The organism is Streptomyces galbus (assembly GCF_005280195.1).
Lineage (GTDB): Bacteria > Actinomycetota > Actinomycetes > Streptomycetales > Streptomycetaceae > Streptomyces > Streptomyces galbus.
In genome coordinates this window covers 198,100-222,726 of record NZ_SZPR01000012.1, presented here as the reverse complement: position 1 = coordinate 222,726, position 24,627 = coordinate 198,100, and the positions used below count along the sequence as shown (strand labels likewise).

Here is a 24,627-nt window from a genome sequence, read left to right as displayed (position 1 = left end):
CCGGGCAGGCGCACTCGGGACGTCACGTGGTCCTGTATCAGACAGGGGCCGGCGGACTCTCCCTGTCGTGACGACTTACGCACCCGTCCCGAAGAGCCCTCTCGAGCGGCCGGGGCCGGCCGCATGACCGCCCGCTACTGCTCCCTCGCCCAGGTGCCCGGCCCGGCCGTCGCGCCGGGGCTGGCCGCCGAACGGCTGGGCGCGTTCCTCGGCGGGCGCCGGATGTGGGTCAACGGCACGGTCCTGCACTACTGCTTCTTCGACGGGGACGACGACGGATCGGTCATCGCGGTGCCGGGCTCCGGGCGGACCCGGTGGGTGTCGTGGGTGGGCGGCGAGGAGCAGCGGGACGTGGTGCGCGACGCCTTCCGCGAGTGGCGGGAGCTGGGCATCGGGCTGGAGTTCCGCGAGGTCGCCGACCGGTCGGAGGCGGAGCTGCGCATCGGCTTCCAGCAGGGGGGCGGGTCCTGGTCGGCGATCGGCCGGGACGCGCTGCCGGCCGGCCGGGGCGAGCGCACCATGAACTTCGGCTGGGACCTCACGGCACCCGGCGAGCGGGCCACGGCCCTGCACGAGATCGGGCACGTGCTGGGCATGCGCCACGAGCACCAGAGCCCCTACGCCGGGATCCACTGGGACGACGAGGCGGTGTACGCGGATCTCGCGGGCCCGCCGAACCACTGGAGCCGGGAGCGCACCGACGCCAACGTCCTGCGCAAGCTGGACGCGGCCGAGGTCAACGGGTCGGTGTGGGACCCGCAGTCGGTGATGCAGTTCCCCTTCGACCCGGGGCTGATCCTGGAGCCGGAGCAGTTCCGCGGGGGTGTGCGTCCGCCGGGCGGACTGTCGCCGCTGGACAAGGAGTTCGTGCTGCGCTGGTACCCGCCGCTGCCGCCGGGGGAACCGCCGGCGCTGGTGCCGTTCCGTTCGGTGCCGCTGTCCCTGGGGCCGGGCGAGCAGGCGGACTTCACCGTGGAGCCGCCCGAGACGCGCGCGTACACCGTCGGCACGTTCGGGGAGGGCGACTGCGTCGTCGTGGTCTTCGAGGAGCGGGACGGGGAGCCCCGGTTCCTCGCCGGCCACGACGACGCGGGCACCCCGGACAACGCCACGCTCCGGATGCGGCTCGTCAAGGGCCGCCGCTATGTCGTCCGCGTGCGCCTGTACTCCGGCTGGGGTTCGGGCGAGACCGCCGTCATGTGCTGGTGACGGCCCGCGCGACCGGGACCACTGTCCGGGGGGTAGGGGCCGGGGTCTGTCGCCTTCGGGGGAGGGGACAGGCCCCGGCCCGCGCCGTGTGCGGGGCCGCTAGGAGGCGGCGCGGTGCTCGCGGGTCTCGTCGGGGTGGGCGAGGCCGAGGTGGTCGCGCAGGGTGGTGCCCTCGTAGTCGGTGCGGAAGACGCCCTGTTCCTGCAGGAGCGGCACGACCTTGTCGGCGAACTCGTCCAGGCCGGTCGGGGTGATGTGCGGGACCAGGATGAAGCCGTCGGAGGCGTCGGCCTGCACGTACTCGTTGAGGGTCTTGGCGATCGTGGACGGGGAGCCGACGAAGTTCTGCCGGTTGCCGGTGTGGATGACCAGGTCGCGGATGGACCAGTTGTTCGCCGCGGCCAGCTCGCGCCACTCGCGGGCGGTGGCCAGCGGGTCGCGGTACATCCGCACCTGGGCCCGGCCGCGGGCGATGTGGTCGGTGTCGACGTCCGGGTCGACGTCGGGCAGCGGGCCCTCGGGGTCGTAGCCGGACAGGTCACGGTTCCAGACGAACTCCAGGTGCTTGAGCGCGGTGGCTCCGCTAACCTGCTGGCGGCGCACCTCGCGGGCCAGCTCCTCCGCCTCGGCGTCGGTGTCGGCGAGGGCGAAGGTGGCCGCGGGCAGGATGAGCAACTGGTCCGGGCGGCGGCCGTACTTGGCGAGGCGGGACTTGACGTCCGTGTAGAACGCCTGGCCCGCCTCCAGGGTGCCGTAGCGGCTGAAGATGGCGTCGGCCTCGGCGGCGGCGAACTCGCGGCCCTCGTCGGAGTCGCCGGCCTGGAAGATGACCGGGCGGCCCTGGGGCGAGCGGGGCACGTTGAACCGGCCGTGGATGTCGAAGTGCTTGCCGTGGTGGACGAAGGCGCCGGCCTGCGCGTCGCGCAGGAAGGTGCCGGTGGCCTGGTCGGCGACGATCTCGTCGCCCTGCCAGGAGTCGAACAGCTCGTGGGCGGTGGCCAGGAACTCCTTGGCCCGGGAGTAGCGCTCGTCCTGCGGCAGGAAGCCGCCGCGGCGGAAGTTCTCGCCGGTGAACGCGTCCCAGGAGGTGACGACGTTCCAGGCGGAGCGGCCGTCGGAGAGGTGGTCGAGGCTGGCGAACTGGCGGGCCACCTCGTAGGGCTCGTTGAAGGTGGAGTTGATGGTGCCGGTCAGGCCGAGGCGGTCGGTGACGGCGGCGAGTGCGGCGAGGACGGTGAAGGTGTCGGGGCGGCCGACCACGTCCAGGTCGTAGATCCGGCCGCCCTGTTCGCGCAGGCGCAGGCCCTCGGCGAGGAACAGGAAGTCGAACTTGGCGCGTTCGGCGGTCCGCGCGAAGTGCACGAAGGAGTCGAACGCGATGTGGCTCCCGGCGCGCGGGTCGCTCCAGACGGTGGTGTTGTTGACGCCGGGGAAGTGGGCGGCCAGGTGGATCTGCTTCAGCGGCTTGCTCATGGTCCGTGGTCCTCCGGCCGGTTCAGGCTGCGGCGTAGCGGTTGGCGGGGCGGGCGAGGCCGAGCAGGCCGCGCAGGGTGTCGGCCTCGTAGGCGCGGCGGAAGGCGCCGCGGCGCTGGAGTTCGGGCACCAGGCCGCGGGTGATCGCGGGCAGGTCGTGCCCGGCGACGGCGGGGCGCAGCCGGAAGCCGGTGAGACCGGCCGACTGCAACTCCTGCAGCTGGTCAGCGAGTTGTGCCGGGGTGCCGGTGAAGACCAGGGCGTCGCTGGTGTACGGCTCCCCGGCGAGCGCGTCGAGGCGCTCGCGGCGGGCGCGGGCGGCGCCGGGGTCGTCGTCGAGGAAGACCACCAGGTCGCCGAAGACGTGCAGCGGCTCGGCGGAGCGGCCGGCGGCGTCCTGCTCGGCGCGGATCTCGGCGACGATCGCGCGGGCCTGGCCGGCGTCGTGCGGGGTGACGTAGCCGACGTCGGCGGCGCGGGCCACCAGCCGGTACGGGACCGTGGCGTGGGCGAGGGCGGTGACCAGAGGCTGGCCCTGCGGCGGGCGGGGCGTGATGGAGGGGCCCTTGACGCTGAAGTGGCGGCCCTGGAAGTCGATGTAGTGCAGCTTGTCGCGGTCGATGAACCGGCCGGTGGCCACGTCGCGGATCTCCGCGTCGTCCTCCCAGCTGTCCCACAGGCGGCGCACGACCTCGACGTGGTCGGCGGCCTCGTCGAAGAGCTCGCTCACCACCGGGGGGAGCGGGGGGTCGTAGGAGTCGATGCGCTCGAGGGTGCGGCGGCCGAAGTGCGCGGCCTCGTTGGGCCGGGCGGTGATCTGCACGCGCAGGCCGGCGCGGCCGGTGCTCACGTAGTCGAGCGTGGCGATGGCCTTGGAGATGTGGAAGGGCTCGGTGTGGGTGGCCACCACGGTCGGCACCAGGCCGATGTGGCGGGTGAGGGGGGCGACGCGGGAGGCGACGAGGACGGCGTCGAGCCGGCCGCGCACCTGGTCGGTGCGCTCGTCGGGGTCCAGGAAGTGGGAGGACTGGGGGCCGAGGCCGTCCTCCAGGGTGACGAAGTCGAGCAGTCCGTGCTCGGCCTCGGTGACGAGGTCGGCCCAGTAGCGGGCGGTGAACAGGTCACGGGGGCGGGCGACCGGCTCGCGCCAGGAGGCGGGGTGCCAGCCGGTGCCGTCGAGGGCGACGGCGAGGTGCAGGGCGGAGGCGGGACGCTCGGAAGCGGTCGCGGGGTTCGCGGAGGAGGGGGACACGTCAGTGCCTTCCTGGAGGTCCGTACGGGGTCGCCGGGCCGCGTGCGGGCTCGGGGCGGCGGCGGGCGACGGGGCGGGGGAAGTCGAGTGCGGTCAGGGGCGACAGCGGGCGCCGGGGGCGCGGTGCGGCCGGGTGGGCGGGGGCACGGTGTGCGGGACGGCGGTCATGCCGTCACCTCCGTCCTCGGGGCGCCGGGACCGTCCGGCGCGGCCTCGCCGGTCGCGTCGTAGGGTGCAACAGCCGTGCGGACGGCGGGTGTTCCCGGGGTGCGCAGGACGACGATCCGCGAGCCGCGGCGCAGCGCGAAGCCGAGGGACCGGTAGAGGCGGATGGCCGGGGTGTTGTCGGCGGCGGCGTGCAGGAAGGGCACGTCGCCGCGGGCGCGGATGCCGGCGGCGACGGCGCGGATCAGCCGGGTGGTCAGGCCCCTCCCCCGGTGCTCGGGGTCGGTGCACACCGCGCTGATCTCCGTCCAGCCGGGCAGCCGCAGCCTCTCCCCGGCCAGGGCGACCAGCCGGCCGTGGTGCCGGATGCCGAGGTAGGTGCCGAGTTCCACGGTCCGGCGCAGGAACGGGCCGGGCCGGGTGCGGGCGACCAGGTCGAGGATGTCGGGGACGTCGGCGGGGCCGAGCCGTACCGCCTCGGGCGCGGGTTCGGCGCGCAGGGCGGTGCCGACGAGCTGGACGCCGCGGCCGGTGCCGACGACCTCCCAGCCGTCGGGCACGTCGTCGACGGGCTTGACCCGTACGGTGGTTCCCGGCCCGGCGAGCGCGTGCAGGTCGGCCCACGCGGCCGGGTCCGCGGGATCGGCGAGGGCGGCGAAGGCGTAGACGTCGGCCGGGTAGCGGGCGGCCCGGCCCAGGCGCTCGGCGAGGGAGGCGTGGGGGCCGGTGAGGGCCGCCCAGACGGCGTTGTCGAGGGGGTGCGGGCCGGTCACAGGGAGGGCTCCGCCTCCGCGGAGGTCGGTCGGCTGGTCCACGGGGGCGGAGTTCCTCTCTCGGCTCGGGTGGGTCGGGGATGCGGGTCAGGCGTTGTCGAGCGGCAGCCCGGGCGGGTTGACCTCCGACTTGGTGACCGCGTCGTTGGAGAGGTTCCAGGCGGTGAGCCACTTGGCGTACTGGCCGTTGTCGATCAGGTGGTTGATCGCGTCGGAGAGCGGCTTGGCGAGGCCGCTGCCCTTCTTGGCCGTCGCGGCGATCAGGCCCTGGAGCGTGGCGCCGGCGCCGGAGAACTGGCCCGCGAGGCGGGTCGGGCTGGGCGTGCTCGCGCTCTGGGTGACGTGGTAGGAGAGGTTGGGGCTGGGCCCGAAGTAGGCGTCGATCTTGCCGCTGTTGAGGGCCAGGTAGGTGCTGTTGGAGTCCTGGAAGTACTTGACGGTGAGCTTCTTGCCCTCCTTCTCCAGCTTGCCCTTCCACTCCAGCAGGATCCGCTCCTGGTTGGTGCCGGCGCCGACCGACACCGTCCGGCCGGCCAGGGCCCGGTAGTCGCCGTCGAACGTCCACGAGGACTTCTTCAGCGTCTCGAAGGCGAGGTCGTCCTTGCGGTAGGAGGCGAACTCGTACTTCTGCTTGCGCTCCTCGGTGTCGGTGATGTTGGAGAAACCGACGTCCACCTTGCCGCTGTCGATGCCGACGAAGAGGTTCTCCCAGGTGAAGCGCTTGACCTCGGGTTCGAGACCGAGGACGGCGGCGACCAGGCGGGCCAGGTCCACCTCGGAGCCGGTGAGGGTCTTCTGGTCGCTGCCGGTGAAGCCGAGCGGCGGGGCCCCGGCCGGGAGGGTGCCCGAGCCGATCACCAGCTTGCCGCTCCTGCGGACGTCGGCGGGCAGTTCGGCGCTGATGGACTTGACCTCGGAGACCTTCAGGGTGGCCTCCTTCGCGGCGCCGTTGGACAGTCTGCCCACGGTGACCGTGCCGGCGGCGCCGGTCGTGGTGGCGGCGTCGCTGTCACCACCGCAGGCGGCGAGCCCGGTGGCGAGGGTGGCGACCGCGGTCGCCGCGGTGATGCCGCGTATCAGGCTGCGTCGGGTGAAGTGGCGGGGCATGGCTGTTCCTTGTCGTTGCACGGTGCGAGGAGAGAGATACGGAAAGTGACGAGGGGCGAGGTGGAGGAGGTGGTGCGGGGGCGGGCGGCGGCAGGGGGGTCAGAGGACCTTGCTGAGGAAGTCCCTGGTCCGCTCGTGCCGGGGGTGGTCGAGGACCTCGGAGGGCGGCCCCTGCTCGACGATGCGGCCGCCGTCCATGAAGACGACCCGGTCGGCGACCTCGCGGGCGAAGCCGATCTCGTGCGTGACGATCAGCAGGGTGGTGCCGCTGGTCGCCAGGTCCTTGATGACCGCGAGGACCTCGCCGACGAGTTCGGGGTCGAGGGCGGAGGTCGGCTCGTCGAAGAGGATGACTCCCGGCCGCAGGGCGAGGGCGCGGGCGATGGCCACGCGCTGCTGCTGGCCGCCCGACAACTGGCGTGGGTAGGCGGCGGCCTTGTCGGCGAGCCCGACCCGGGCGAGGAGGTCGCGGGCCAGGGCGTCGGCCTCGGGCCGGCTCAGCCTGCCGGTCGCCACGGGCGCGGCGGCCACGTTGTCCAGGACCGTCAGGTGCGGGAAGAGGTTGAAGTTCTGGAAGACGAACCCGATCCGGCTGCGCTGGGCCAGGATGGCGCGCTCGCTCAGCTCCTTGAGCCGGTCGCCGTTGCGGCGGACGCCGATCGGCTCGCCGTCGAGGCTGACGTAGCCGACCTCGGGCTTCTCCAGGTGGTTGACGACCCGCAGCAGCGTGGACTTGCCGGAGCCGGACGGGCCGAGGATGACGGTGACCTCGCCCGGCCGTACGGTCAGGTCGATCCCGTTGAGCACCCGGTGGGCGCCGTACCACTTGTGCACGTCGTGCACCTCGACGGCCGCGGCCGTCCGGTCGAGGGTCCCGGTGGTCATACGGCGGCCTCCCTGCGGATGCGGTCCCGCACGTCGGTGAGGCCGGCGCGCAGCCTCTGCAGCGGGGTCGGCGGCAGGGTGCGCGTGGCGCCCCGGGCGTAGTACCGCTCGACGTAGAACTGGATGACGGAGACGACGCTGGTGAGGATCAGGTACCAGACGGTGACCACCAGCAGCAGCGGCACGATGTCGCCGGGGTAGGTGGAGCCCATCGACTGCGCCGTGCCGAACAGGTCGAGCAGCGACACGTAGAAGACCAGCGAGCTGCTCTTGATCAGGTTGATGAGCTGGTTGACGTAGTTCGGGGTGATGGAGCGCAGCGCCTGCGGGAAGACGATCCTGCGGAACTGGTAGCCCTTCGGCAGGCCGAGGGCGGCGGCCGCCTCGTGCTGGCCCTGGTCGACGGAGAGGATGCCGCCGCGGACGACCTCCGCTGCGTACGCCGACTCGTGCAGGCTCAGGCCGACGACGGCGATGGCCATGTCGGTGGCGAGCCGGGACTCGTCGAAGCGGACGAACGCGGGTCCGAAGGGGACGCCGATGCTCAACGTCTGGTACAGGGCGCTGAAGTTGTAGAGGAACAGCAGCACCACGATGAGCGGGACGGAGCGCAGCGCCCACACGTAGGTCCAGCTCACCGCGCGCAGCACCGGGCTGCCGGAGAGCCGGGCCAGGGCGAACACGATGCCGCCGAGCAGGCCGAGGACCGCGCTCCAGGCGGTGACCTCGAGGGTGATCAGCAGTCCGTCGAGGATGGTGGGGCGCAGGAACCAGTAGCCGAACCGGTCCCACTGGTAGAAGGGGTTGGTGACCAGGCCGTGCACGAACTGGGCGGCGAGGACGAGGACCACGGCGGTGGCGATCCAGCGCCCGGGGCGGCGCAGCGGCTGGACGCGCTGCGCGGACACGGGTCTTGACGGTGTGTCGGTGGGTGGCGCCGTGACGAGGGACACGGCGGCCGGGGATTCGCTCATGGAGGGGCTCCGGCGGGAGTCGGACACCCCGGTCGGGAGTTCACCGTGGACGGTCGGGGCGCGCCGGCCGTGCGGCGGGGACCGCTCGGACGGCGCGGCGGGGACGCGGCGCACGGTGGGGTGAGGCGACCGGGGCGGGGCGGACAACGGCACACCGCTCGGGCGGTGTTCGTCGGGTACGCGGCTCGGGGGTGGTGTCAGCCCCGACAGCGGGCGCGGCCCGGTGCGGTACACAGTGCGCTGCTGACCCGGAGCAGATCGACGGCGCGGTCGGCCACGAGCGGGGCGGGCTGGTCGGCGGACGGCCGTACGCAGCCCCGGGAGCGGCGGGGGGCCGTCCTGTCGGCTGCGTACATCGTGGTCACCGTCTCTGTTCCGGCCCCCCGGCGAGGGGGCTGTCCCGGCCCCGTGCGGGGCTCTCGCGCTTACCGAATCCGTCGTCCGGTCCGGTCGTCACCTGGGGCACCCCACCGCGGTGCGAGGGTTGCCGGTCAGCAAGCCAGGGCTTGTCGCTGACGCTCTTGACCGTTCTGGGCCGTAAGTTAAGACAGTCCCCGCCCGTGATGTCAACGCCGGTCCACGGGTTGGACCGGCTCAGGGGCGTTCGACCTGCGGCCGGGCGCGGTCGGCGTCCAGGGCGAGGGCCGCCCAGTCCAGGATCTGGACGGCGGCGCCGGCGGCCTCCAGGCCCCGGCAGCGGGCCTGGTGGCGGCGCGCGATGCCGTCGAGGTCGAGGTGCCGGCCGAAGGCAGGGTGCGCGGTGAGACGGCGCGCGTACGCCCACAGGGCGGGGTGCCCGGCGACGCGGCGCACGGCCGAGGCGTCCAGGTGGTGGCGGTGCACGGTGTCGAGCTGGACCAGGGTCACCCACAACTCGACGTCGGCCGCCGTGATCTGATCGCCGATCAGGTGCGGCTGCGCGGCGAGGCCGCGCTCCAGCACACCGAGCGTGTCGAGCAGGGTGTCCAGGGCTTCGGCTCGTTCCGCCGGGCCGGCGTCGGCCGATCCGGCGCGCTGCGCGGCCTGTTCGACGCCCTGGGCGCACATCCGCTGCACGGCCTCGATCTCGGACTCGGCGCCGCACGGGTACAGCGACGGCCGGCCGCCCCCGAAGTGCCGGGCCAGGTCCCGGGCGATGTCGGGGCCGTGGGTGGAGACGATCCGCCCGGACCAGTCGTCGCTGAGCACGGGGCCGAGGGCGGGCCCGGTGTAGTGGTGTGCGCTGGCCTCGTAGAGCGGGCGCAGCGCGGAGTGGCCGCCGTCGGGACAGTCGGGGACGGCGGGCAGGAACGTCACGGGACAGGCCCTGTCGAGGCCGAGCAGGCTGTGCGTGACGGCGATGCGCAGCCCGTCGGGGTCGGCGGGCGACAGGTGCAGGCGGTAGCGGCGCGGCACGGCGTAGTGGCCGCTGCGCGCGTCGCGGCCGATGCGCCCGCGGAAGGCGGGGCCGGGCCGGTCGGACGGGTGGTGGGCGGCCAGTGGCGTGACGGACATGTCTCTCCCCGGAGGCGGGCGCGACGCGAGGTGCGCGCGGTGGAGGCGGCTGCGGACGGCTACGGCGACTGCGGACGGCTTCGGCGGCAGGGCCGGCGGCCACGGGTGGCGGACGGCTGTCGGTGGCGGGACGGCACGTGGGCGGCGGGACGCCGACTCGGGACGGCCCCGGACGGCACTGGCGCGGGGCACGGACGCCCGGTTGGCGCGGCGGGTGGCGGGGGCGGCCGGGGAGGGCGGCCGGGGACCCGGGCGTGCGGCGCTCCGCGGGCGGGCCTGGGACGGTGCGCCGCGGGTGCGGTCCCCGGCCGGCGTCGTCGTCCGGACGCACGGCGGGCCTCACGGGCACGCGCCTCGGACCGCCGTCGGGCGGCACGGCCCGCTCAGGGCGCGGCCGGCCGGCCCCGGGTCAGTCCAGGGCGGCGCCGATGGCGCTGCACACGCGCTGCAGGTCGATGTGGCGGCGGGAGGTGAGCAGGGGTGACGACCACGTCGTGCGGCCGGTTCGGCTCGCCCGGGTGGTGTCCGGCTCCGCGTGGCCCATGTTTCCCTACCTGTTCACTAGGATTCCCGCCTTCGAGTGTCGATCCGCCTCCAGGCCCCGTCAAGGGGTCGTCCACCAGCTGGTTGTAGGGCACCTCTCCGCGCGGGCCGCGCCCACGCCTCCGCGCGGCCGGGCGTGCCTGGTCCTGTCACCCCCAGGAACAGGGGGGTACTGCCTGGGAACGCCGTCCGGCGCGAGGCTGGACGCATGACGACCACACTGATCACCGGAGCGAACAAGGGTCTCGGCTTCGAGACCGCCCGCCGGCTCGTCGCCGCGGGCCACACCGTCTACGTCGGCAGCCGGGACGCCGGGCGCGGCCGGGCCGCCGCCGAACGGCTGGGCGCGCGGGCCGTGCTGCTGGACGTCACCGACGACGCGTCGGTGGCCGCCGCCGCCAAGACCGTCGAGGCCGAGAGCGGCGGCCTGGACGTCCTCGTGAACAACGCCGGCATCGAGGAGCGGGGCGAGGGCCACGCGTTCGTCGGCCCGGCCGAGCTCACCCCCGACACCCTGCGGACCGTGCTGGAGACGAACGTCGTCGGCGTGGTCCGGGTGACCCGCGCCTTCCTGCCGCTGCTGCGCCGGTCCGCGGCGCCGGTCGTGGTGAACGTCAGCAGCGGTCTCGCCTCGCTGACCCGGGTCACCACCGAGGGCGACCCGGCGTTCGCCTACCCGGGCGTGGCCTACCCGGCGTCGAAGGCGGCGGTGAACATGATCACCGTCCAGTACGCGAAGGCGTTCCCCGAGCTGCGCGTCAACGCCGTGGAGCCGGGTTTCACCGCGACCGACCTCAACGGGCACGCGGGCACCCAGACCGTCGAGGAGGGCGCCGAGGTCATCGTCCGCATGGCCCTGCTGGGCCCGGACGGTCCGACCGGTACGTACGTCGACGTGAACGGCCCGCTGCCCTGGTGACGAACGGGATGAGCGGGACGGACCGGATGAAGGCGGCGAGCGCGCGCACGCGTCACGTCAGCTCCGTGGACCGGGGTGCCGGCGTCGCCGTCACCCCGGCCGGGGCGGGCGGGGCGGTCGTGCGGCGCAGCAGCGACAGCACCAGGGCCACGGCCAGCAGTCCCGCGCACAGGCACGAGGCGAGCGCGTAACCGGCCCGGGGGTGACCGGTTCCCGGGGGCCCCGAGGCCGCGTGCAGGTAGACGGCCGGGGCGGCGCTGAGGCAGACGGCCGCCGCGATGCGCTGGGCCATCTGGAGGATGCCGCCGCCCACCCCGGCGGCCTGCGGCGGGGCGTGCTGGAGCACCTGCGCCTGGTTGGGCGAGACGGTGAGCCCGCCGGCCACGCCCGACAGCAGCTGCGTCCCGGCCAGCGCCACGAGCAGCGCCGCCGTCGGCGCGCGCAGCGCGACCGCCGCCGCGGCCAGGGCGGCGCCGATGCCCAGGGTCAGGCCGACCGCCACCGTGCGGGGACCGATGCGCCGGACCAGCCGCCAGGCGAGGGCCGAGGACAGCCCCATGCCGACCGCGCCGGGCAGCGTCACCGCCGAGGTGAGCAGGGCGGACAGGCCCAGCCCGTCCTGGAGGAAGACGGTGAGCACGAGGAACCCGGCCAGGGAGGAGCCGAACTGGGCCATGGCGACGGCCGTGCCGAGCAGGTACGGCTTCGACGAGGTGAGCGCCGGGTGCACCAGGGGCCGGCGGCCCCGCCGTACCCGGGTGCGCTGCTGCACGGCGAACAGGGCCGCCAGCGCGCCCGCCCCGGCGCCCCAGGCCAGCGCCGCTCCCCCGCCGTCCGGGGTGCGGATGAAGGGCACCATGAGGGTGAGGGTGAGGGCGCACAGCAGGGCGAGGCCGAGGACGTCGAGCCGGGCGGTGCGTGCGGTGCGCCGGGGCGGGGGCAGCCTGCGGGCGGCGAGGGCGAGGGTGAGCGCCGCGCACGGCGCGCTCAGCAGCAGGCAGCAGCGCCAGCCCGCGCCGGGGCCGAGTCCGGCGACCAGCACGCCGCCGAGGGGCGGGCCCAGCGCCGTGACGACGCCGCCGGTCAGCGCGTAGAGGCCGAGCGCGCGACCGCGGGCCGGCCCGTGGAAGACGTCCTGGAGGGTGCCGATCACCTGGGCGTTGACGAGTCCGGCGGCGGCGCCCTGGACCAGCCGGGCCCCGATCACGGTCCCCGGTCCCGCGCCGGTCGCCGCCGTCACCCCGGCCAGCAGGAACGCCGCCATCCCGGCCAGGAACAGGTGCTTGCGCCCGTGCAGGTCGCCGAGGCTGCCCCCGGGCACGAGGGCCAGGCCGAAGGCGAGGGAGTACCCGGCCACGATCCACTGCACGTCCGCCCCGGACGCCCCGAGCGACGGGCGCATGCTAGGGACGGCGATGGTCAGGACGGCCTGGTCGAGCAGCGTGGTCGCCCCGGCGGCCAGGCACACCGGCAGCACGCGTCGGGCGGCGCCGTCCTCCCCGGGGAGCATCTACGGCCGCCGGTTGCGGGCGGGCGCGGGACCGACGGCGGCGGCGTGCGGGGCAGCGGGCAGGGGCGGCATGGAAAGTTCCTTCGGACCGGCGGATGGCTCGACGGCGCGCGCTGCGGGGCGTGTCGGCGAGGCCGGACAGCGTGCGGGAGAGGGGACGCGGGGAAACGGCGGGGAGCGGTGACGGGAGGAGCGCGGGCCGTCGGACGGGGTCAGCGACAGACCTGGTCGAACTGGTCGGCACGGCGGCTCACCCAGAACGGGTCGAGCGGCGCCGCGAGGGCCGGACCGGTGATCGCCATGGGCGGATCAAAGCACACCCGGGAAGGTGCGTCCACCACGCATCTCGGGGTGCGGGACCCGCGCGCCCCGCACGCCTCCCCCGCCGGGGGCGCGTTGACGCCCGCGACCGGCCGTGTTTGCATCGACCCATGCCGCGCCCGTCGCTGACCTGCCGACGCTGCGTCGACCTGGTCCGGGTCGCCGCCGCGCTCTGTCGCGCCACCGGTCACTGACCACCCCGCGACCCGCACAGGGGACCCGCGCGGCCGGCGCCGACACCTGACGCGCCGTCACGCTTCGTTCAGCGCACCCCCGTTGTGCCTCTTCCCCGCCCCCGGGGGCCATCCCCGACCCGGCGCGCCCGGTCCGCCGCCGGTCCGCGCGCCGGGGCCGCCACTCCGTGAGGACGAACGCCGTATGAGCACACCCCGGATCACCTCCCTGGCCTTCCTGACACCGGGCAACTTCGCCGACGACGACCCGTACACCGGCCTGGAGGAGACGCTCCGGCTGTTCGCGTACGGGGAGCGGCTCGGCTACGACGGTGCCTGGATCCGCCAGCGCCACCTGGAGCACGGCGTCGGCTCGGCCGCCGTGTTCCTCGCCGCGGCCGGTCAGCGCACCGCGCGGATCGAGCTGGGCACCGCGGTCATCCCCATCGGGTACGAGAACCCGTTCCGTCTGGCCGAGGACCTGGCCCTGGCCGACGTCCTGTCCCGCGGCCGGCTGCAGGCCGGGTTCAGCACCGGCATGCCGCACGCCGAGCTCCTCGGCGACGTCGTGCACGACGGCGACTGGCGCTCCCTGGACCTGTCGTACGGCAGGATCGCCCGCGTCGTCGACCACCTGCGCGGCGACTACCTCGGCGGCCCGGACACGGTGATCCACTCGCCCGGCAACGTCCAGCGGCCCCGGCTCCAGCCCCACGCCGAAGGGCTCGTGGACCGGGTCTGGCACGGCGCGAGCAGCCTGCGCTCGGCCCGCTGGGCCGGCGAGCACGGACTGAACCTGCTCACCGGCAACATCGTCGCCGGCGAGGACAGCGACGACTTCGCCACCGCCCAGGCGGCGCTGCTGGACACCTACCGGGGCGCGCTGGGCGACGGGCGGCCCCCGACCCGGGTGGCGCTGGGCCGGGTCATCGTGCCGACCGACGGCGCCGACGCCCCTACCCGGGCTCGCTACCGCGCCTACGCCGCGAGCCGCCACGAGCGCACCCTCGCGCCGCAGGGGCCGCGCCGCACGCTGTTCGCCCCGGACCTGGTGGGCACCGCCGAGCAGATCCTGGAGCGGCTGGCCGCGGACCCCGTGGTCGGCACGGTGTCCGAGCTGCGGCTGGAGCTGCCGTACGAGTTCCGGCAGGCCGACTACGAGCAGATCCTGCACGACGTGCGCCACCTGATCGCACCGGAACTCGGCTGGCGGCCCGCCGCGGAGGGCATGCCCGGACCCCGGGCGCCCTTGACATCCGCCGGGGCCGAGCACGTACGTTGAAGTACGTTGAAACCACAAGTTTCTGGCGGGTGGAGGCCCTCGATGGACGTACCTGGCGCGGCACCTCGGGGTGCGTGCACGGGTGCGCGGCTGATCACCCGGCGGCACGTCGACTACTGCCGCACCTCGTCCGCCGTCTGTCCTTCCGCCCGGGGCTGACCGCGTGCGCGTGACGCGCCACGCCCGGCCTGCCGCGTCCGCGTCCGGCACCTGACGCCTGACGCCTGTCGCACCGTCGCCTGAGGCCTGGCGCCTTCAGCTTCTCCCAGCTCCCCCCGTCACGTCCGTCCGCCGCCGGCCCGTCCCGTCGCCCCGGCCGGCCGGGCGTCCCGTCGTGGCCCCGTACCGCCGAGTCCCCGCCCGCACCGGCGTGACTCGTGTCCCCGGAAGGAACCGCCTTGTCCGGACCCGCCCTGCACCTCGCCGTCGAGCTCGACGGCGACGGCGCCCACCCCGCGGCCTGGCGCCGCGCCGCCCACTCGCCCGACCAGTTGCTCACCCCGCGCCGCGTGGCCCGCGTCGCCGCCGTCGCGGAGAACGCCGGGTTCACCCTGATCACCCTCGACGACGGCGTGCTGCCGCCCGGGAGTTCCCCGGACCCGGTGGGCCGGATCGGCGCGGTCGAACGCGCCGCGTTCGTCGCCGCGTCCACCAGCACCATCGGGATCGCGCCGGTCGTCCCGGTGACGTACGCCGAACCCTTCCACGTCTCCAGCCAGTTGGCGTCCCTGGACCACATCTCCGCCGGGCGCGCCGGGTGGGTCGTGACGGAGGAGGAACTGCTCGGGGCGGCGCGCGCCTGGGGGCGTGAGCCGGTCGACGGCGCCGAGGCGCGGGCCCGGGAGTCGCGCGACGGGGTCACGGTGGCGCGGGCCCTGTGGGACTCCTGGGAGGACGACGCGGTGGTGCGGTCGGTGGCCACCAGCCGCTACCTCGACCGGGACCGCCTGCACTACGTCGACTTCACCGGGGAGACCTACGCCGTGAAGGGCCCGGCGATCGTGCCGCGCCCGCCGCAGGGCCAGCTCGTCGTCCTGGGCCGCCCGGAGCGGGTGCCCGCCGGCCTGCTCGACGTCGCCCTCGTCGGGGGCCGCGACGTCGCCGGGGTCGCCACGGCCGCCGCGGGCGCGGGCACGCCCCGGGTCTTCGCCGAGGTCGAGGTGGCGCTGGACACGCCGGACGCGACCGGGGCCGAGCGGGTGGCGGACCTGGAGCGGCACGCGCCGTGGACCGACCGGGGCCGGCTGCGGCACGTCGGACCGGCCGAGCAACTCGTTTCCCTGCTGGCCGAGTTGAGCCGCCATGTCGACGGCGTACGGCTGCGGCCGCTGGTGCTCGACGAGGACCTGCCCGTGCTGTCCCGTCTCGTCCTGCCAGCCCTGTCCGAGCGGCGCCTCGTCGCCCGCCCGTTGCCCGGCACGTCCCTGCGCTCGACCCTCGGTCTGGAGCGCCCCGCCAACCGCTTCGCCGCCCCGGCCGCCCTGGAGGAAGCCCGATGACCCGCACCGACCCCCTCGACGTCCCCCGGCCGGACGCCCGGCTGCACTTCGGGGTGTTCTTCCAGGGCGTGAACCACTGGACGGTCTGGTCCGCCCCGGAGAGCGGCTCCCAGATCGACCCCGCCTCCTTCCGCCGTGTGGCGCAGACCGCCGAACGCGGCCTGTTCGACGCGTTCTTCCTCGGTGAGGGGCTGCGGCTGCGCGAGGTCGACGGCCGCATCCACGACCTCGACGTGGCCGGCCGCCCGGACGCCGTCACCCAGCTCGCCGCGCTGGCCGCGGTCACCCGGCGCATCGGGCTGGTCTCCACCTCCAACTCCACCTACAACGAGCCCGCCGACCTCGCCCGCCGCCTGTCCGGCCTCGACCTGCTCTCCGAGGGGCGCGCCGGGTGGAACGTGGTGACCACGGACAACGCCTGGACCGGTGCCAACTTCCGCCGCGGCGGCTACCTCGACCACGCCGACCGCTACCGGCGCGCCGAGGAGTTCCTGACGGTGGCCCGCGCGCTGTGGGACGGCTGGGAGGACGGCGCGGTCGCCGGTTCCGCGGGCGCGCCCGCCTGGTCGCGGCCGGGCGCCGTGCACCGGGTCCGCCACCGCGGCCCGCAGTTCGACGTCGACCTCGCCCCGACCCTGCCGCGCAGTCCCCAGGGGCACCCGGTGATCTTCCAGGCCGGCGACTCGGGTGACGGACGGGACTTCGCCGCCCGCAACGCGGACGTCATCTTCTCCGCCCACGGCGGCGACTTCGACGACGCGCTGGCGTTCGCCGAGGACATCCGGCGCCGGCTGCGGGCGGTCGGCAGACCCGAGGACGACCTGCGCATCCTCCCCGGCACCGAGATCATCATCGGTGCCACCGAGGAGGAGGCGGAGGAGAAGAAGCGCTGGGTGCGCCTGCAGCAGGTCACGCCTGCCACGGCGTTGGGCATCGCGGGGCTGCTGTGGGGTATCGACCTGTCCGACCGGGACGCCGACGGGCCGCTGCCGAAGGAGGACCCGGTCGTCACCGAGAACGACGGCTCGTTCGGCTCCCGGCGCGTCGCCGACCCGCGCCAGGTCGTGGACCGGTGGCGGGCCGAGGCGCAGGCGCACGGCTGGTCGCTGCGCGAGACGGTGATCGCCCTGGGCCCGCAGCGCGGACACGTGGGCACCCCCTCGGGGCTGGCCGACAAGTTCGCCCACTACGCGCGGCACGGCGCCGTCGACGGCTTCAACATCACGCCGTACCTCATCCCCGAGGGACTGGACGACATCGTCGACCTGCTCGTCCCGGAGCTGCAGGAACGCGGCGTGTACCGCACCGGGTACACCGGCACCACGCTGCGCGAGCACCTCGGCCTGCGCGAGCCCCTCACCCACCGGTCGGCGGCCGACCGGCGTCAGGCCGGGTGAGCGGCGTGACGGTGGGAGTGGCGCTCAACGCGGCCGACGCGCCCAACCAGGTCGACGCCACGGTGGAGTTGGCCAGGGAGGCGGCGGCCGCCGGACTGCGGTCGGCCTGGTTCGGCCAGACCTTCGGGGCGGACTCGCCCCAGCTGGCGGCCCTGGTGGGGCGCGAGGTGCCCGGGCTGCACGTGGGCACCTCCGCGATCCCGGTCTTCGGCCGTCATCCCCTGCTGGTCTCCAGCCAGGCGCAGACCGCGCAGGCGGCGACCCACGGCCGCTACCACCTCGGGCTGGCCCTGGGCACCAAGCCGCTCACGGAGACCGGCTTCGGCTTGCCCTACGAACGCCCCATCGCCCGGCTGCGCGAGTTCCTCACCGCCCTGCGGCAGTTGACCGAGCACGGCACGGCCGACTTCCAGGGCGAACTGCTCACCGCCCGCACCCCGCTGCCGGCGCGGGTGCCGGGGGCCGAGGGCGGGGTACCGCTGCTGGTCGCCGCGATGGGCCCGCAGGCGCTGCGGGCCAGCGGTGAACTGGCCGACGGCATCCTGCCGTACCTGGCGGGGCCGCGCGCCCTGGCCGACCACATCGTGCCCGCGCTGACCCGGGCGGCCGAGGCGGCGGGCCGCCCCGCGCCCCGGGTCGTGGCGCTGGTGTTCGGCGTGGTCACGGACGACGCGGACGCGGTGCGCGCCGAGGCCCTGGAACGCCTGGCGTTCTACGAGCAGTTCCCGTCCTACGCCCGGGTCATCGAGCTGTCGGGCGCACGCCGGGCCGCCGACGTCGCCGTGATCGGCGACGAGCGGACCGTCGAGGCCGAGGTACGGCGGTACCGCGACGCCGGTGCCACCGAGGTCGTGTTCGCGGGCACCGAGACCGCGGGCGACGCGGCCCGCCGGCGCACCTGGGACCTCCTGGGCGACCTGGCCGCCCGCTGACCACACCGGCCGGCCGCATGCCCGTCACGGCACGGACCGGGAAGCGGGGCGCGCCCTGAAGGGTGTCCCGCCCGACACACCTGGCGCGGGGCCGCGGCCCCGCCCGACGAAGGAGAACGCATGACCACCGAGGCGACCACGACCGACCTGCACGCCTTCACCGAGACCTGGCTGGAGTGGTACCGCGCCCAGGAGGCCCGGCTCGCCGCGCCGCACGGCTTCCTGGCGATCACCAGCCTGCACTGGCTGGACGAGCGCCCGCAGCGCTTCCCGGACGCGCCCGGTGCGTGGCACACCGGCCCCGAGGGGGTCGTCGTCCGGCTCGACGAGGGGGAGGAGCTGGTCGTCGACGGAACGCCCGTGCACGGCGAGCACCGCTTCGGTGTGCTGCCCGAGCGCGGCGGTGTCGACGCGGTCTGGGGCGACGCCGTCATCGAGGTCGCCCGGCGCGGCGGCAACGACATCGTGCGGCCCCGTCACCCGGACGCGCCGCTGCGCACGGCGTTCACCGGGACGCCCGCCTACGCCCCCGACCCGCGCTGGGTGGTGACGGGCCGCTACGTCCCGTTCGACACGCCCCGGCCCACCACGGTGGGCGCCGCGGTCGAGGGTCTGGAGCACGTGTACGAGGCCCCGGGGCGGGTCGAGTTCGAGTGGGAGGGGCGCCCGCTGTCCCTGACGGCGTTCCCGGGGCAGGGCGAGGGCCGGCTGTCGGTGCTGTTCACCGACGCGACCTCCGGGGTGACCACCTACGCGGCCAACCGGTCGCTGGCCCTCGACCCGCCCGCCGCCGACGGCACGGTGGTCCTGGACTTCAACCGCGCCGCGAACCTGCCGTGCGCGTACACGGACCTGGCCACCTGCCCGCTGCCCCCGGCGGAGAACCGCCTGCCGGTGGCGATCGAGGCCGGCCAGAAGATCCCGCGGGAGCGCGGCGGGGTCTGACCGCGCGGCGGGGCCTGATGCGGCAGGTCCCGACGTGGACGGCAGGGGGCTCCCCGTTCCTCACGCGTGGTGAGGGACGGGGAGCCCCCTTCGTGCACGGGCGGAACCTGCGGGCCGTACGGGCGCACGGCGGCCCGCCCGGTGGCGCGGCGGGGTCAGCCGCGGGGCGCGGGGCCCACCGGCGCACCGGGCTCCACCGGCTGCAACGACTGCACCGGCTCGGCCGGTCGGGGCGCGGCGGGCCCGGAGCCGGCACGCGGCGCCTTCCCGGCCGGGCCGCCGGCGGCCCGGCGCACCGGGACCAGCAGCGCGGCCAGCGCCGCGGCCAGGCACAGCACGGCGAGCAGGGTGAAGCCGTGGGTGTAGCCGGACTCGTACGGCAGGCCCGAGGGCTGGAGCCGGCCGGTGACCAGGACGCCGGTCACCGCGGCGCCGATGGAGCCGCCGATGGTGCGGATGTTGGCGTTCATGCCGGTCGCGGCGCCGGTCTGCTCGGCCGGGACGCTGCCCACGACGAGGTTGGCCATCGAGGCGAAGGCCAGGCCGATGCCGAAGCCGAACAGGCCCGCCACGACGGCGATCTGCCACTGCGTGTCGTGCCACAGGGCGAGGAAGGCGAGGGCGACCGCGCCGAACGCGGCGCCGGAGACCAGCAACGTCTTGGCGCCGAGCCGGGGTTCGAGGCGACCGCTGAGCACGCCGGAGACGAACATCGCGACGAGCATCGGCAGCATGAGCAGCCCGGAGGCGGTGACACTGGCGCCGAAGCCGTAGCCCGCGGCCGACGGCGTCTGCACGAAGCCCGGCAGGAACGACCAGATGGCGTACATGCCGGCGCCGAACAGCAGCGCGGCGAGGTTGGTGGTCCACACGGCGGGCAGCCGCATCACGCGCAGGTCGATCAGCGGGGTGCGCGAGCGGGCCTCGCCGGTCAGCCACAGCGCGAACAGGACGGCGGAGAGGGCGAACAGGCCGACGACACGGGCCGAGCCCCAGCCCCAGACGCCCGCCTGGCTCAGCGGCAGCAGCAGGGCGACCAGCCAGCCCGAGAGCAGCACGGCGCCGAGCCAGTTGACCCGGCCGCCGGTGCGGCGCGGGGACTCGGGGACGTAGCGGACGGCGATCAGGGTGGCGGCGGCCACGATGGCGACCGGTATCCAGAACAGCCAGCGGTAGTCGAGCGCGGACACGATGGGCCCGGCGGCCACCATGCCGACACCGCCGCCGGCGGCGATCACGGCGGACAGGTTGCTGATGCTGCCGGGGACGCGGGAGGGCGCGAACTCGTCCCGGATGATGCCGAAGGACAGCGGGAACAGGGCGCCGCCGATGCCCTGGACGACACGGGCGACGATGAGGACGCCGATGCTCGGCGCGAGCGCGGCGAGCAGACAGCCGGCCAGGACGGCGAGCAGCACCGCGACGAGGGTGCGCTTCTTGCCGATGAGGTCGCCGACCCGGCCGAGGATCGGGGTGAAGACCGAGGCGGACAGCAGGTAGGCCGTCATCACCCAGGTCGCGGTGGACTGCGAGGTGTGCAGGGCGTGCTGGACGGTCGGCAGGGCCGGCGCGATCAGCGACTGGAGCATGGAGAACACGCCGGCACCGGTCGCGAGGACCGCGAAGGTGAGGCGGGTGGAGGTGCGGGGCATGAGGGGCCTCTCCGGACGCGCGGGAGGCCGCGCAGGACGCGCCGGCCCTCCCGCACTGCTAAAGTGGAGGTACCCCTCCACTCTAGCGGAGGCACCCCTCCGGTTCAACTCGTATCGGAGGACCCCCTCCGTTTCGCCCGCAGATCGCCGCCCGTCCAGAGAACCCGTACCCTCCGTAGACCCCGCCCCTGGGAGGCACCGTGACGACCCCGTCGTTCCCCGTCAGCGCGATCGTCGCGGCGCAGCGCCCCCACCGCAAGGACGCCGCCCGCAACTTCGACGCGCTGCTCGCCGCCGCCCGCGAGGCGTTCGCGGAGAACGGCGCGGACGCCTCCCTGGAGGACATCGCCCGGCGCGCGGGCGTCGGCATCGGCACCCTGTACCGCAACTTCCCGACCCGCCGCGCCCTCTTCGAGAGCGTCTACGCCGACGAGGTCGACGCCCTGTGCCAGGCGGCCCTGGAGGTCGCCGACCGGGAGCCCTGGGAGGCCCTGACCGCCTGGCTCGACCGGTTCGCGGGCTACATGGTGACCAAGCGCGCGGTGCGCGAGGCCCTGGAGGGCGAGTCGGAGATCCTCGGCGTGTGCCGGGACTCGATGTACGCGGCGGGCGGCCCGCTCTTCGAGCGCGCCCAGCAGGCCGGGGAGGCGCGCCCCGACATGGACTTCGGTGACCTGCTGCGCATGGTCGCCGGCATCAGCGCCACCCACTTCACCGACGACGAGCAGCGCGACCGCGTCCTCGCCATCGCCCTGGACGGTGTCCGCACCCGGCGCTGAGCCCCGAGGCACGGCCGACCGCGCGGGCCGCTCAGGCGGGAGCCGCCGTCGGCATGTTGTACGGCGTGACCACCTGGATCGCGGAGGGCAGCGTCGGCCCGGCCGGCGGCAGCGCGCCGTGGGCGCGCATCACGAGGCGGCACGCCTGCCGCAGGTCCTGGCGCAGGTCGTGGTGGAGCACCGCGGACAGCCGGTGCTCGCGCAGCAGCCGGGTGTTGTCGTGGTCGAGGTCGTGCGCGACGAACACCGCGCACGCGCGGCCCACGTCCGCGAAGGCGCGCAGGGTGGCGATGTTGCCGCCGCCGATGGAGTAGACGGCGCGGATCTCCGGGTCGCGGGCGAGGGCGGCCCGTACGAGGTCGTACTGGGTGGCGTCCAGGCCCTGCCCCTCGGTGATCTCGACCAGGGCGCGCTCGGGGTGCCGCGCGCGCATCACCGCGCGGAAGCCCATCTCGCGCTCCTCCTCGTTGCGGAAGAAGCCGCTGCTGAGGCTGATCAGCACGTGGCCGGGCCGGTCGCCGAGCCACTGCCCCATGAGGTAGGCGGCGGTGGCCCCGGCGGCGCGGTCGTCGATCCCGACGTAGCCCACGCGGGCGCTCGCCGGCAGGTCGGTGACCAGCGTGACGACGGGGATGCCGGCCGCCGCCAGCCGGCCGACGGCGGCGGTCACCTCGGGCACGTCCGGGGCCTTGAGGATCACGCCCTGCGAGCCGCGCCGGGCGATCCGGTCCAGGATGCGCACCAGTTCCGCCGCCTGCGCGGTCTCGCGGAAGTGGAAGCGCGAGCGCAGCACCGCCGGGTGCAGCGACGGCAGTTCGGCCTCCAGGGCGGCGCGCACGGCGGTCGAGAACCGCTCCGGCGCCTGCATCACGATGTCGACCATGAACGTACGGCCCACCAGCCGCACCTGCGTGCGCTGCCGGTCGAGGTCGGCGATGGCCCGGTGCACCTCCTGGGCGGTGGAGGCGCGGACCCCTCCCCGGCCGTTGAGGACGCGGTCCACGGTGGCCTCGCTCAGACCCGCCTGACGTGCGATCTCGCGGAGGGGGAAGGGGTGACCCACGGCGGGCTCCTCGCAGGTGTGGTCCGTCGGCTTGAGGGGTTTTTGATGGACTGCTGACGGTTGTTCGAGGGGTTTGTACTGACAAGAATGACAGAGCCGCACGGCCCGTCACCGCGCCGCCCCCCGCGACGCGACCGCCGGCCGTGACCGCGGCCCTCCCCGTTCCGCCCCCCCCGACCGGAAGGACGACGATGTCCCGAGCCCCCGGCGCCCGGCTGTCCCGGCAGGACTGCTCCCTCGACGCCTTCCGCGCGCTGGTCGAGCGCACCACCGACCCCGCCGACTACCCGCACGCCGAGTCCGCCGAGCACGGCGTGCTCGTCTACGACAGCGGGCGGCTGCGGGCCGCCGGCCCCGGGGCGGTCTCCGCCGAGCTGGTGCGGGCGCTGTCCGACGGCCCCGGCGTCGTGGTCGTCCGGGGCGCCTTCCCCGACCCGGTCGTGGTGGACCGGATGTCGGCGGTCTTCGACGCGCTGATCGCGGACCAGCACGCCTCCGGCGCCACGGCCGGCGACCACTTCGCGAGGCCGGGCGCCAACGACCGCGTGTGGAACGCCCTGGAGAAGACGGCCCTGTACGACGCCGAGACGTTCGCCGACTACTACGCCAACGACGTCCTGGCGCTGGTCTGCACGGCCTGGCTCGGCCCGGGCTACCAGGTCACCTCACAGGTCAACGTCGTCAACCCGGGCGGTGCGGCCCAGACCGCCCACCGCGACTACCACCTGGGGTTCCTCTCGGACGAGGCCGCGGCCGCCTACCCGGCGCACGTGCACCGCCTCTCCCCCGTGCTGACCCTCCAGGGTGCGGTGGCCCACGGCGACATGCCGCCGGAGTCGGGCCCCACCCTGTACCTGCCCCACTCCCAGCGCTACGAGCCCGGTTACCTCGCCTGGCGGCTGCCCGAGTTCCAGGAGTACTTCGACGCGCACCGCGTCCAGCTCCCGCTGGCCAAGGGCGACGCCGCCTTCTTCAACCCGGCCGTCTTCCACGCCGCGGGCGGCAACGTCACCGCCGACGTACGGCGCACGGCCAACCTGCTCCAGGTGTCCTCGGCGTTCGGGCGGGCCATGGAGAGCGTCGACCGGGAGGCCGTCTGCAACGCCGTGTACCCGGTGCTGCTCAAGCGCGCCGACGAGGGCGCGGACCCGGCCTGGCTGGAGCGGGTCGTCGCCGCCTGCGCGGAGGGCTACCCCTTCCCCACCAACCTGGACAGCGACCCGCCCGTCGAGGGACTGGCCCCGCCGTCCCAGGCCGACACCGTACGGCGGGCCCTCGAGGAGCGCTGGACGCCCGACGTCCTGCGGGACGCGCTGCGCGCGGGAGCGCGGCGCCGCGAGAGCCGGCCGACGGGCTGAGGGCCGGGAACGCCGGGCCGGCACCGAGCGCACGGCCCGCACGGGACGCACAGGAGGCAGGGACACGGATGGGACTTCTCGACGACAAGGTCGTCCTGGTCAACGGCGGCAGCCAGGGCGTGGGGGCCGCGATCGCCCGGGCCGCGGTCCGCGAGGGCGCGGCCGTCGCCGTCAGCGGACGCCGGCCGGAGCCCGGCGAGGCGCTGGCGGCCGAGCTGACGGCGGCGGGCGGCAGGGCGATGTACGTACGGGCCGATCTCGCCGACGCCGGGCAGGCGAAGGCCGCCGTGGCCCGGGTGACCGGGGCCCACGGCCGGATCGACTGCCTGGTGAACTCGGCGGGGCTGACCGCACGGGGCACCCTGCTGGACACCACGCCCGAGCTGTTCGACCAGCACGTGGCGGTCAACCTCAAGGGGCCGTTCTTCGCGATGCAGGCGGCGGTGGCGGACATGGTCGCCCGCGGGGCCCCGGGCACGATCGTCAACATCATCACCTCGTCGGCGCACGGCGGCCAGCCCTTCCTCGCGCCGTACGTCGCCGCCAAGGCCGGGCTGGCCGGCCTGACCCGCAACGCCGCCCACGCCCACCGCTGGGACCGCGTGCGGATCAACGGCCTGAACATCGGCTGGACGGCGACCGAGGGCGAGGACGCCACCCAGCGGGCGTTCCACGGCGCGGGCGACGACTGGCGCGAGCGGGCCGCGGCCGGGCTGCCGATGGGCAGGCTGGGCCGGCCGGACGAGATCGCCGACTTCGTGGTGTTCCTGCTGTCCGACCGGTCGGGCGTGGTCACCGGTTCGGTGATCGACTGGGACCAGAACGTCCTGGGCGGCCTCGACTAGCGGCCTCGACCAGCCCGTCCCTGCCGGGCCGGGCCCCCCCTGCCGGACCCCGTTCACCCCGCACCCAGGAGCCGCAC

At 75.0% G+C, this 24,627-nt stretch carries 21 protein-coding genes and 1 riboswitch; of the genes, 10 read left to right on the top strand and 11 right to left on the bottom strand.

Annotated elements, in window-relative coordinates:
• The first annotated feature begins 123 nt into the window (after positions 1 to 123).
• On the top strand, positions 124 to 1,209 hold the full coding sequence (gene absR1 / locus E4U92_RS14010; RefSeq protein WP_137300703.1) for a beta-glucuronidase AbsR1: 1,086 nt from the start codon (positions 124 to 126) through the stop codon (positions 1,207 to 1,209).
• A gap of 99 nt (positions 1,210 to 1,308) precedes the next feature.
• Here absR1 and E4U92_RS14005 read toward each other — a convergent pair whose 3' ends face one another.
• The 8 genes from E4U92_RS14005 to E4U92_RS37025 form a co-directional block, all read right to left on the bottom strand.
• Complete coding sequence (locus tag E4U92_RS14005) at positions 1,309 to 2,682, bottom strand: NtaA/DmoA family FMN-dependent monooxygenase (protein WP_137300702.1); 1,374 nt, start codon at positions 2,680 to 2,682, stop codon at positions 1,309 to 1,311.
• 22 nt (positions 2,683 to 2,704) lie between these two features.
• Positions 2,705 to 3,934: an LLM class flavin-dependent oxidoreductase gene (locus E4U92_RS14000; RefSeq protein WP_137300701.1), complete on the bottom strand. Its 1,230-nt coding sequence runs from the start codon at positions 3,932 to 3,934 to the stop codon at positions 2,705 to 2,707.
• Between the two features lie 164 nt (positions 3,935 to 4,098).
• Entirely contained in the window at positions 4,099 to 4,914 is an 816-nt protein-coding gene (locus E4U92_RS13995) for a GNAT family N-acetyltransferase (protein ID WP_137300700.1), read from the bottom strand.
• 45 nt (positions 4,915 to 4,959) lie between these two features.
• Positions 4,960 to 5,979, bottom strand: coding sequence for a transporter substrate-binding domain-containing protein (locus E4U92_RS13990; protein ID WP_137300699.1), 1,020 nt, complete (start codon positions 5,977 to 5,979; stop codon positions 4,960 to 4,962).
• Between the two features lie 99 nt (positions 5,980 to 6,078).
• On the bottom strand, positions 6,079 to 6,864 hold the full coding sequence (locus E4U92_RS13985; RefSeq protein ID WP_137300698.1) for an amino acid ABC transporter ATP-binding protein: 786 nt from the start codon (positions 6,862 to 6,864) through the stop codon (positions 6,079 to 6,081).
• The gene (locus E4U92_RS13980) at positions 6,861 to 7,838 is read right to left on the bottom strand and encodes an amino acid ABC transporter permease (protein ID WP_137300697.1); all 978 of its coding nucleotides are present in this window, start codon (positions 7,836 to 7,838) and stop codon (positions 6,861 to 6,863) included. The genes E4U92_RS13985 and E4U92_RS13980 overlap by 4 nt, the downstream gene beginning before the upstream one ends.
• Before the next feature lie 416 nt (positions 7,839 to 8,254).
• Positions 8,255 to 8,365, bottom strand: a riboswitch (SAM riboswitch).
• Positions 8,366 to 8,432: 67 nt separating this feature from the next.
• A complete protein-coding gene (locus E4U92_RS13975; RefSeq protein ID WP_137300696.1) occupies positions 8,433 to 9,332 on the bottom strand; it encodes a glutathione S-transferase C-terminal domain-containing protein in 900 nt (299 codons plus the stop codon).
• A 409-nt stretch (positions 9,333 to 9,741) separates the two neighbouring features.
• Entirely contained in the window at positions 9,742 to 9,876 is a 135-nt protein-coding gene (locus E4U92_RS37025) for a putative leader peptide (RefSeq protein ID WP_268253512.1), read from the bottom strand.
• Positions 9,877 to 10,083: 207 nt separating this feature from the next.
• Here E4U92_RS37025 and E4U92_RS13970 point away from each other — a divergent pair, with 207 nt between their 5' ends.
• On the top strand, positions 10,084 to 10,794 hold the full coding sequence (locus E4U92_RS13970; protein ID WP_137300695.1) for an SDR family oxidoreductase: 711 nt from the start codon (positions 10,084 to 10,086) through the stop codon (positions 10,792 to 10,794).
• 52 nt (positions 10,795 to 10,846) lie between these two features.
• On the opposite strand, the gene E4U92_RS13965 is transcribed toward E4U92_RS13970, so the two are convergent.
• The gene (locus E4U92_RS13965; RefSeq protein WP_229862017.1) at positions 10,847 to 12,304 is read right to left on the bottom strand and encodes an MFS transporter; all 1,458 of its coding nucleotides are present in this window, start codon (positions 12,302 to 12,304) and stop codon (positions 10,847 to 10,849) included.
• Positions 12,305 to 13,003: 699 nt separating this feature from the next.
• Between E4U92_RS13965 and E4U92_RS13960 the strand changes: the two genes are divergently transcribed.
• From E4U92_RS13960 to E4U92_RS13940, 5 genes are all read left to right on the top strand, one after another.
• Entirely contained in the window at positions 13,004 to 14,080 is a 1,077-nt protein-coding gene (locus E4U92_RS13960; RefSeq protein WP_137300694.1) for an LLM class flavin-dependent oxidoreductase, read from the top strand.
• Positions 14,081 to 14,478: 398 nt separating this feature from the next.
• Positions 14,479 to 15,579, top strand: a complete 1,101-nt coding sequence (locus E4U92_RS13955; protein WP_137300693.1) for an LLM class flavin-dependent oxidoreductase — start codon at positions 14,479 to 14,481, stop codon at positions 15,577 to 15,579.
• Positions 15,576 to 16,976, top strand: a complete 1,401-nt coding sequence (locus E4U92_RS13950; protein WP_137300692.1) for an NtaA/DmoA family FMN-dependent monooxygenase — start codon at positions 15,576 to 15,578, stop codon at positions 16,974 to 16,976. Before E4U92_RS13955 ends, E4U92_RS13950 begins: the two co-directional genes overlap by 4 nt.
• 5 nt (positions 16,977 to 16,981) lie before the next feature.
• A complete protein-coding gene (locus E4U92_RS13945; protein WP_137300691.1) occupies positions 16,982 to 17,908 on the top strand; it encodes an LLM class F420-dependent oxidoreductase in 927 nt (308 codons plus the stop codon).
• Between the two features lie 120 nt (positions 17,909 to 18,028).
• A complete protein-coding gene (locus E4U92_RS13940; RefSeq protein ID WP_137300690.1) occupies positions 18,029 to 18,853 on the top strand; it encodes a DUF1684 domain-containing protein in 825 nt (274 codons plus the stop codon).
• Positions 18,854 to 19,008: 155 nt separating this feature from the next.
• Here E4U92_RS13940 and E4U92_RS13935 read toward each other — a convergent pair whose 3' ends face one another.
• Positions 19,009 to 20,505: an MFS transporter gene (locus tag E4U92_RS13935; RefSeq protein ID WP_229862015.1), complete on the bottom strand. Its 1,497-nt coding sequence runs from the start codon at positions 20,503 to 20,505 to the stop codon at positions 19,009 to 19,011.
• Positions 20,506 to 20,705: 200 nt separating this feature from the next.
• Here E4U92_RS13935 and E4U92_RS13930 point away from each other — a divergent pair, with 200 nt between their 5' ends.
• Entirely contained in the window at positions 20,706 to 21,284 is a 579-nt protein-coding gene (locus tag E4U92_RS13930; protein WP_137300689.1) for a TetR/AcrR family transcriptional regulator, read from the top strand.
• A gap of 31 nt (positions 21,285 to 21,315) precedes the next feature.
• Here E4U92_RS13930 and E4U92_RS13925 read toward each other — a convergent pair whose 3' ends face one another.
• Positions 21,316 to 22,347 (bottom strand): LacI family DNA-binding transcriptional regulator, encoded by a 1,032-nt coding sequence (locus tag E4U92_RS13925; protein ID WP_137300688.1) that lies wholly within the window; start codon positions 22,345 to 22,347, stop codon positions 21,316 to 21,318.
• Positions 22,348 to 22,538: 191 nt separating this feature from the next.
• Here E4U92_RS13925 and E4U92_RS13920 point away from each other — a divergent pair, with 191 nt between their 5' ends.
• Together E4U92_RS13920 and E4U92_RS13915 are read left to right on the top strand one after the other, a co-directional pair.
• Positions 22,539 to 23,705, top strand: coding sequence for a phytanoyl-CoA dioxygenase family protein (locus tag E4U92_RS13920; RefSeq protein ID WP_137300687.1), 1,167 nt, complete (start codon positions 22,539 to 22,541; stop codon positions 23,703 to 23,705).
• A gap of 68 nt (positions 23,706 to 23,773) precedes the next feature.
• Positions 23,774 to 24,550: an SDR family oxidoreductase gene (locus tag E4U92_RS13915; RefSeq protein WP_137300686.1), complete on the top strand. Its 777-nt coding sequence runs from the start codon at positions 23,774 to 23,776 to the stop codon at positions 24,548 to 24,550.
• Positions 24,551 to 24,627 lie beyond the last annotated feature (77 nt).

What these genes read in the sequence shown, in the direction of transcription:
- E4U92_RS13970 (WP_137300695.1), top strand. Translation starts at nt 10,084, where the DNA reads ATGACGACCACACTGATCACCGGAGCGAACAAGGGTCTCGGCTTCGAG.
- E4U92_RS13980 (WP_137300697.1), bottom strand. Translation starts at nt 7,838, where the DNA reads ATGAGCGAATCCCCGGCCGCCGTGTCCCTCGTCACGGCGCCACCCACC.
- E4U92_RS13940 (WP_137300690.1), top strand. Translation starts at nt 18,029, where the DNA reads ATGACCACCGAGGCGACCACGACCGACCTGCACGCCTTCACCGAGACC.
- absR1 (WP_137300703.1), top strand. Translation starts at nt 124, where the DNA reads ATGACCGCCCGCTACTGCTCCCTCGCCCAGGTGCCCGGCCCGGCCGTC.
- E4U92_RS13920 (WP_137300687.1), top strand. Translation starts at nt 22,539, where the DNA reads ATGTCCCGAGCCCCCGGCGCCCGGCTGTCCCGGCAGGACTGCTCCCTC.
- E4U92_RS13975 (WP_137300696.1), bottom strand. Translation starts at nt 9,332, where the DNA reads ATGTCCGTCACGCCACTGGCCGCCCACCACCCGTCCGACCGGCCCGGC.
- E4U92_RS13935 (WP_229862015.1), bottom strand. Translation starts at nt 20,505, where the DNA reads ATGCCCCGCACCTCCACCCGCCTCACCTTCGCGGTCCTCGCGACCGGT.
- E4U92_RS37025 (WP_268253512.1), bottom strand. Translation starts at nt 9,876, where the DNA reads ATGGGCCACGCGGAGCCGGACACCACCCGGGCGAGCCGAACCGGCCGC.
- E4U92_RS13915 (WP_137300686.1), top strand. Translation starts at nt 23,774, where the DNA reads ATGGGACTTCTCGACGACAAGGTCGTCCTGGTCAACGGCGGCAGCCAG.
- E4U92_RS14005 (WP_137300702.1), bottom strand. Translation starts at nt 2,682, where the DNA reads ATGAGCAAGCCGCTGAAGCAGATCCACCTGGCCGCCCACTTCCCCGGC.
- E4U92_RS13950 (WP_137300692.1), top strand. Translation starts at nt 15,576, where the DNA reads ATGACCCGCACCGACCCCCTCGACGTCCCCCGGCCGGACGCCCGGCTG.
- E4U92_RS13965 (WP_229862017.1), bottom strand. Translation starts at nt 12,304, where the DNA reads ATGCTCCCCGGGGAGGACGGCGCCGCCCGACGCGTGCTGCCGGTGTGC.
- E4U92_RS13960 (WP_137300694.1), top strand. Translation starts at nt 13,004, where the DNA reads ATGAGCACACCCCGGATCACCTCCCTGGCCTTCCTGACACCGGGCAAC.
- E4U92_RS13990 (WP_137300699.1), bottom strand. Translation starts at nt 5,979, where the DNA reads ATGCCCCGCCACTTCACCCGACGCAGCCTGATACGCGGCATCACCGCG.
- E4U92_RS13985 (WP_137300698.1), bottom strand. Translation starts at nt 6,864, where the DNA reads ATGACCACCGGGACCCTCGACCGGACGGCCGCGGCCGTCGAGGTGCAC.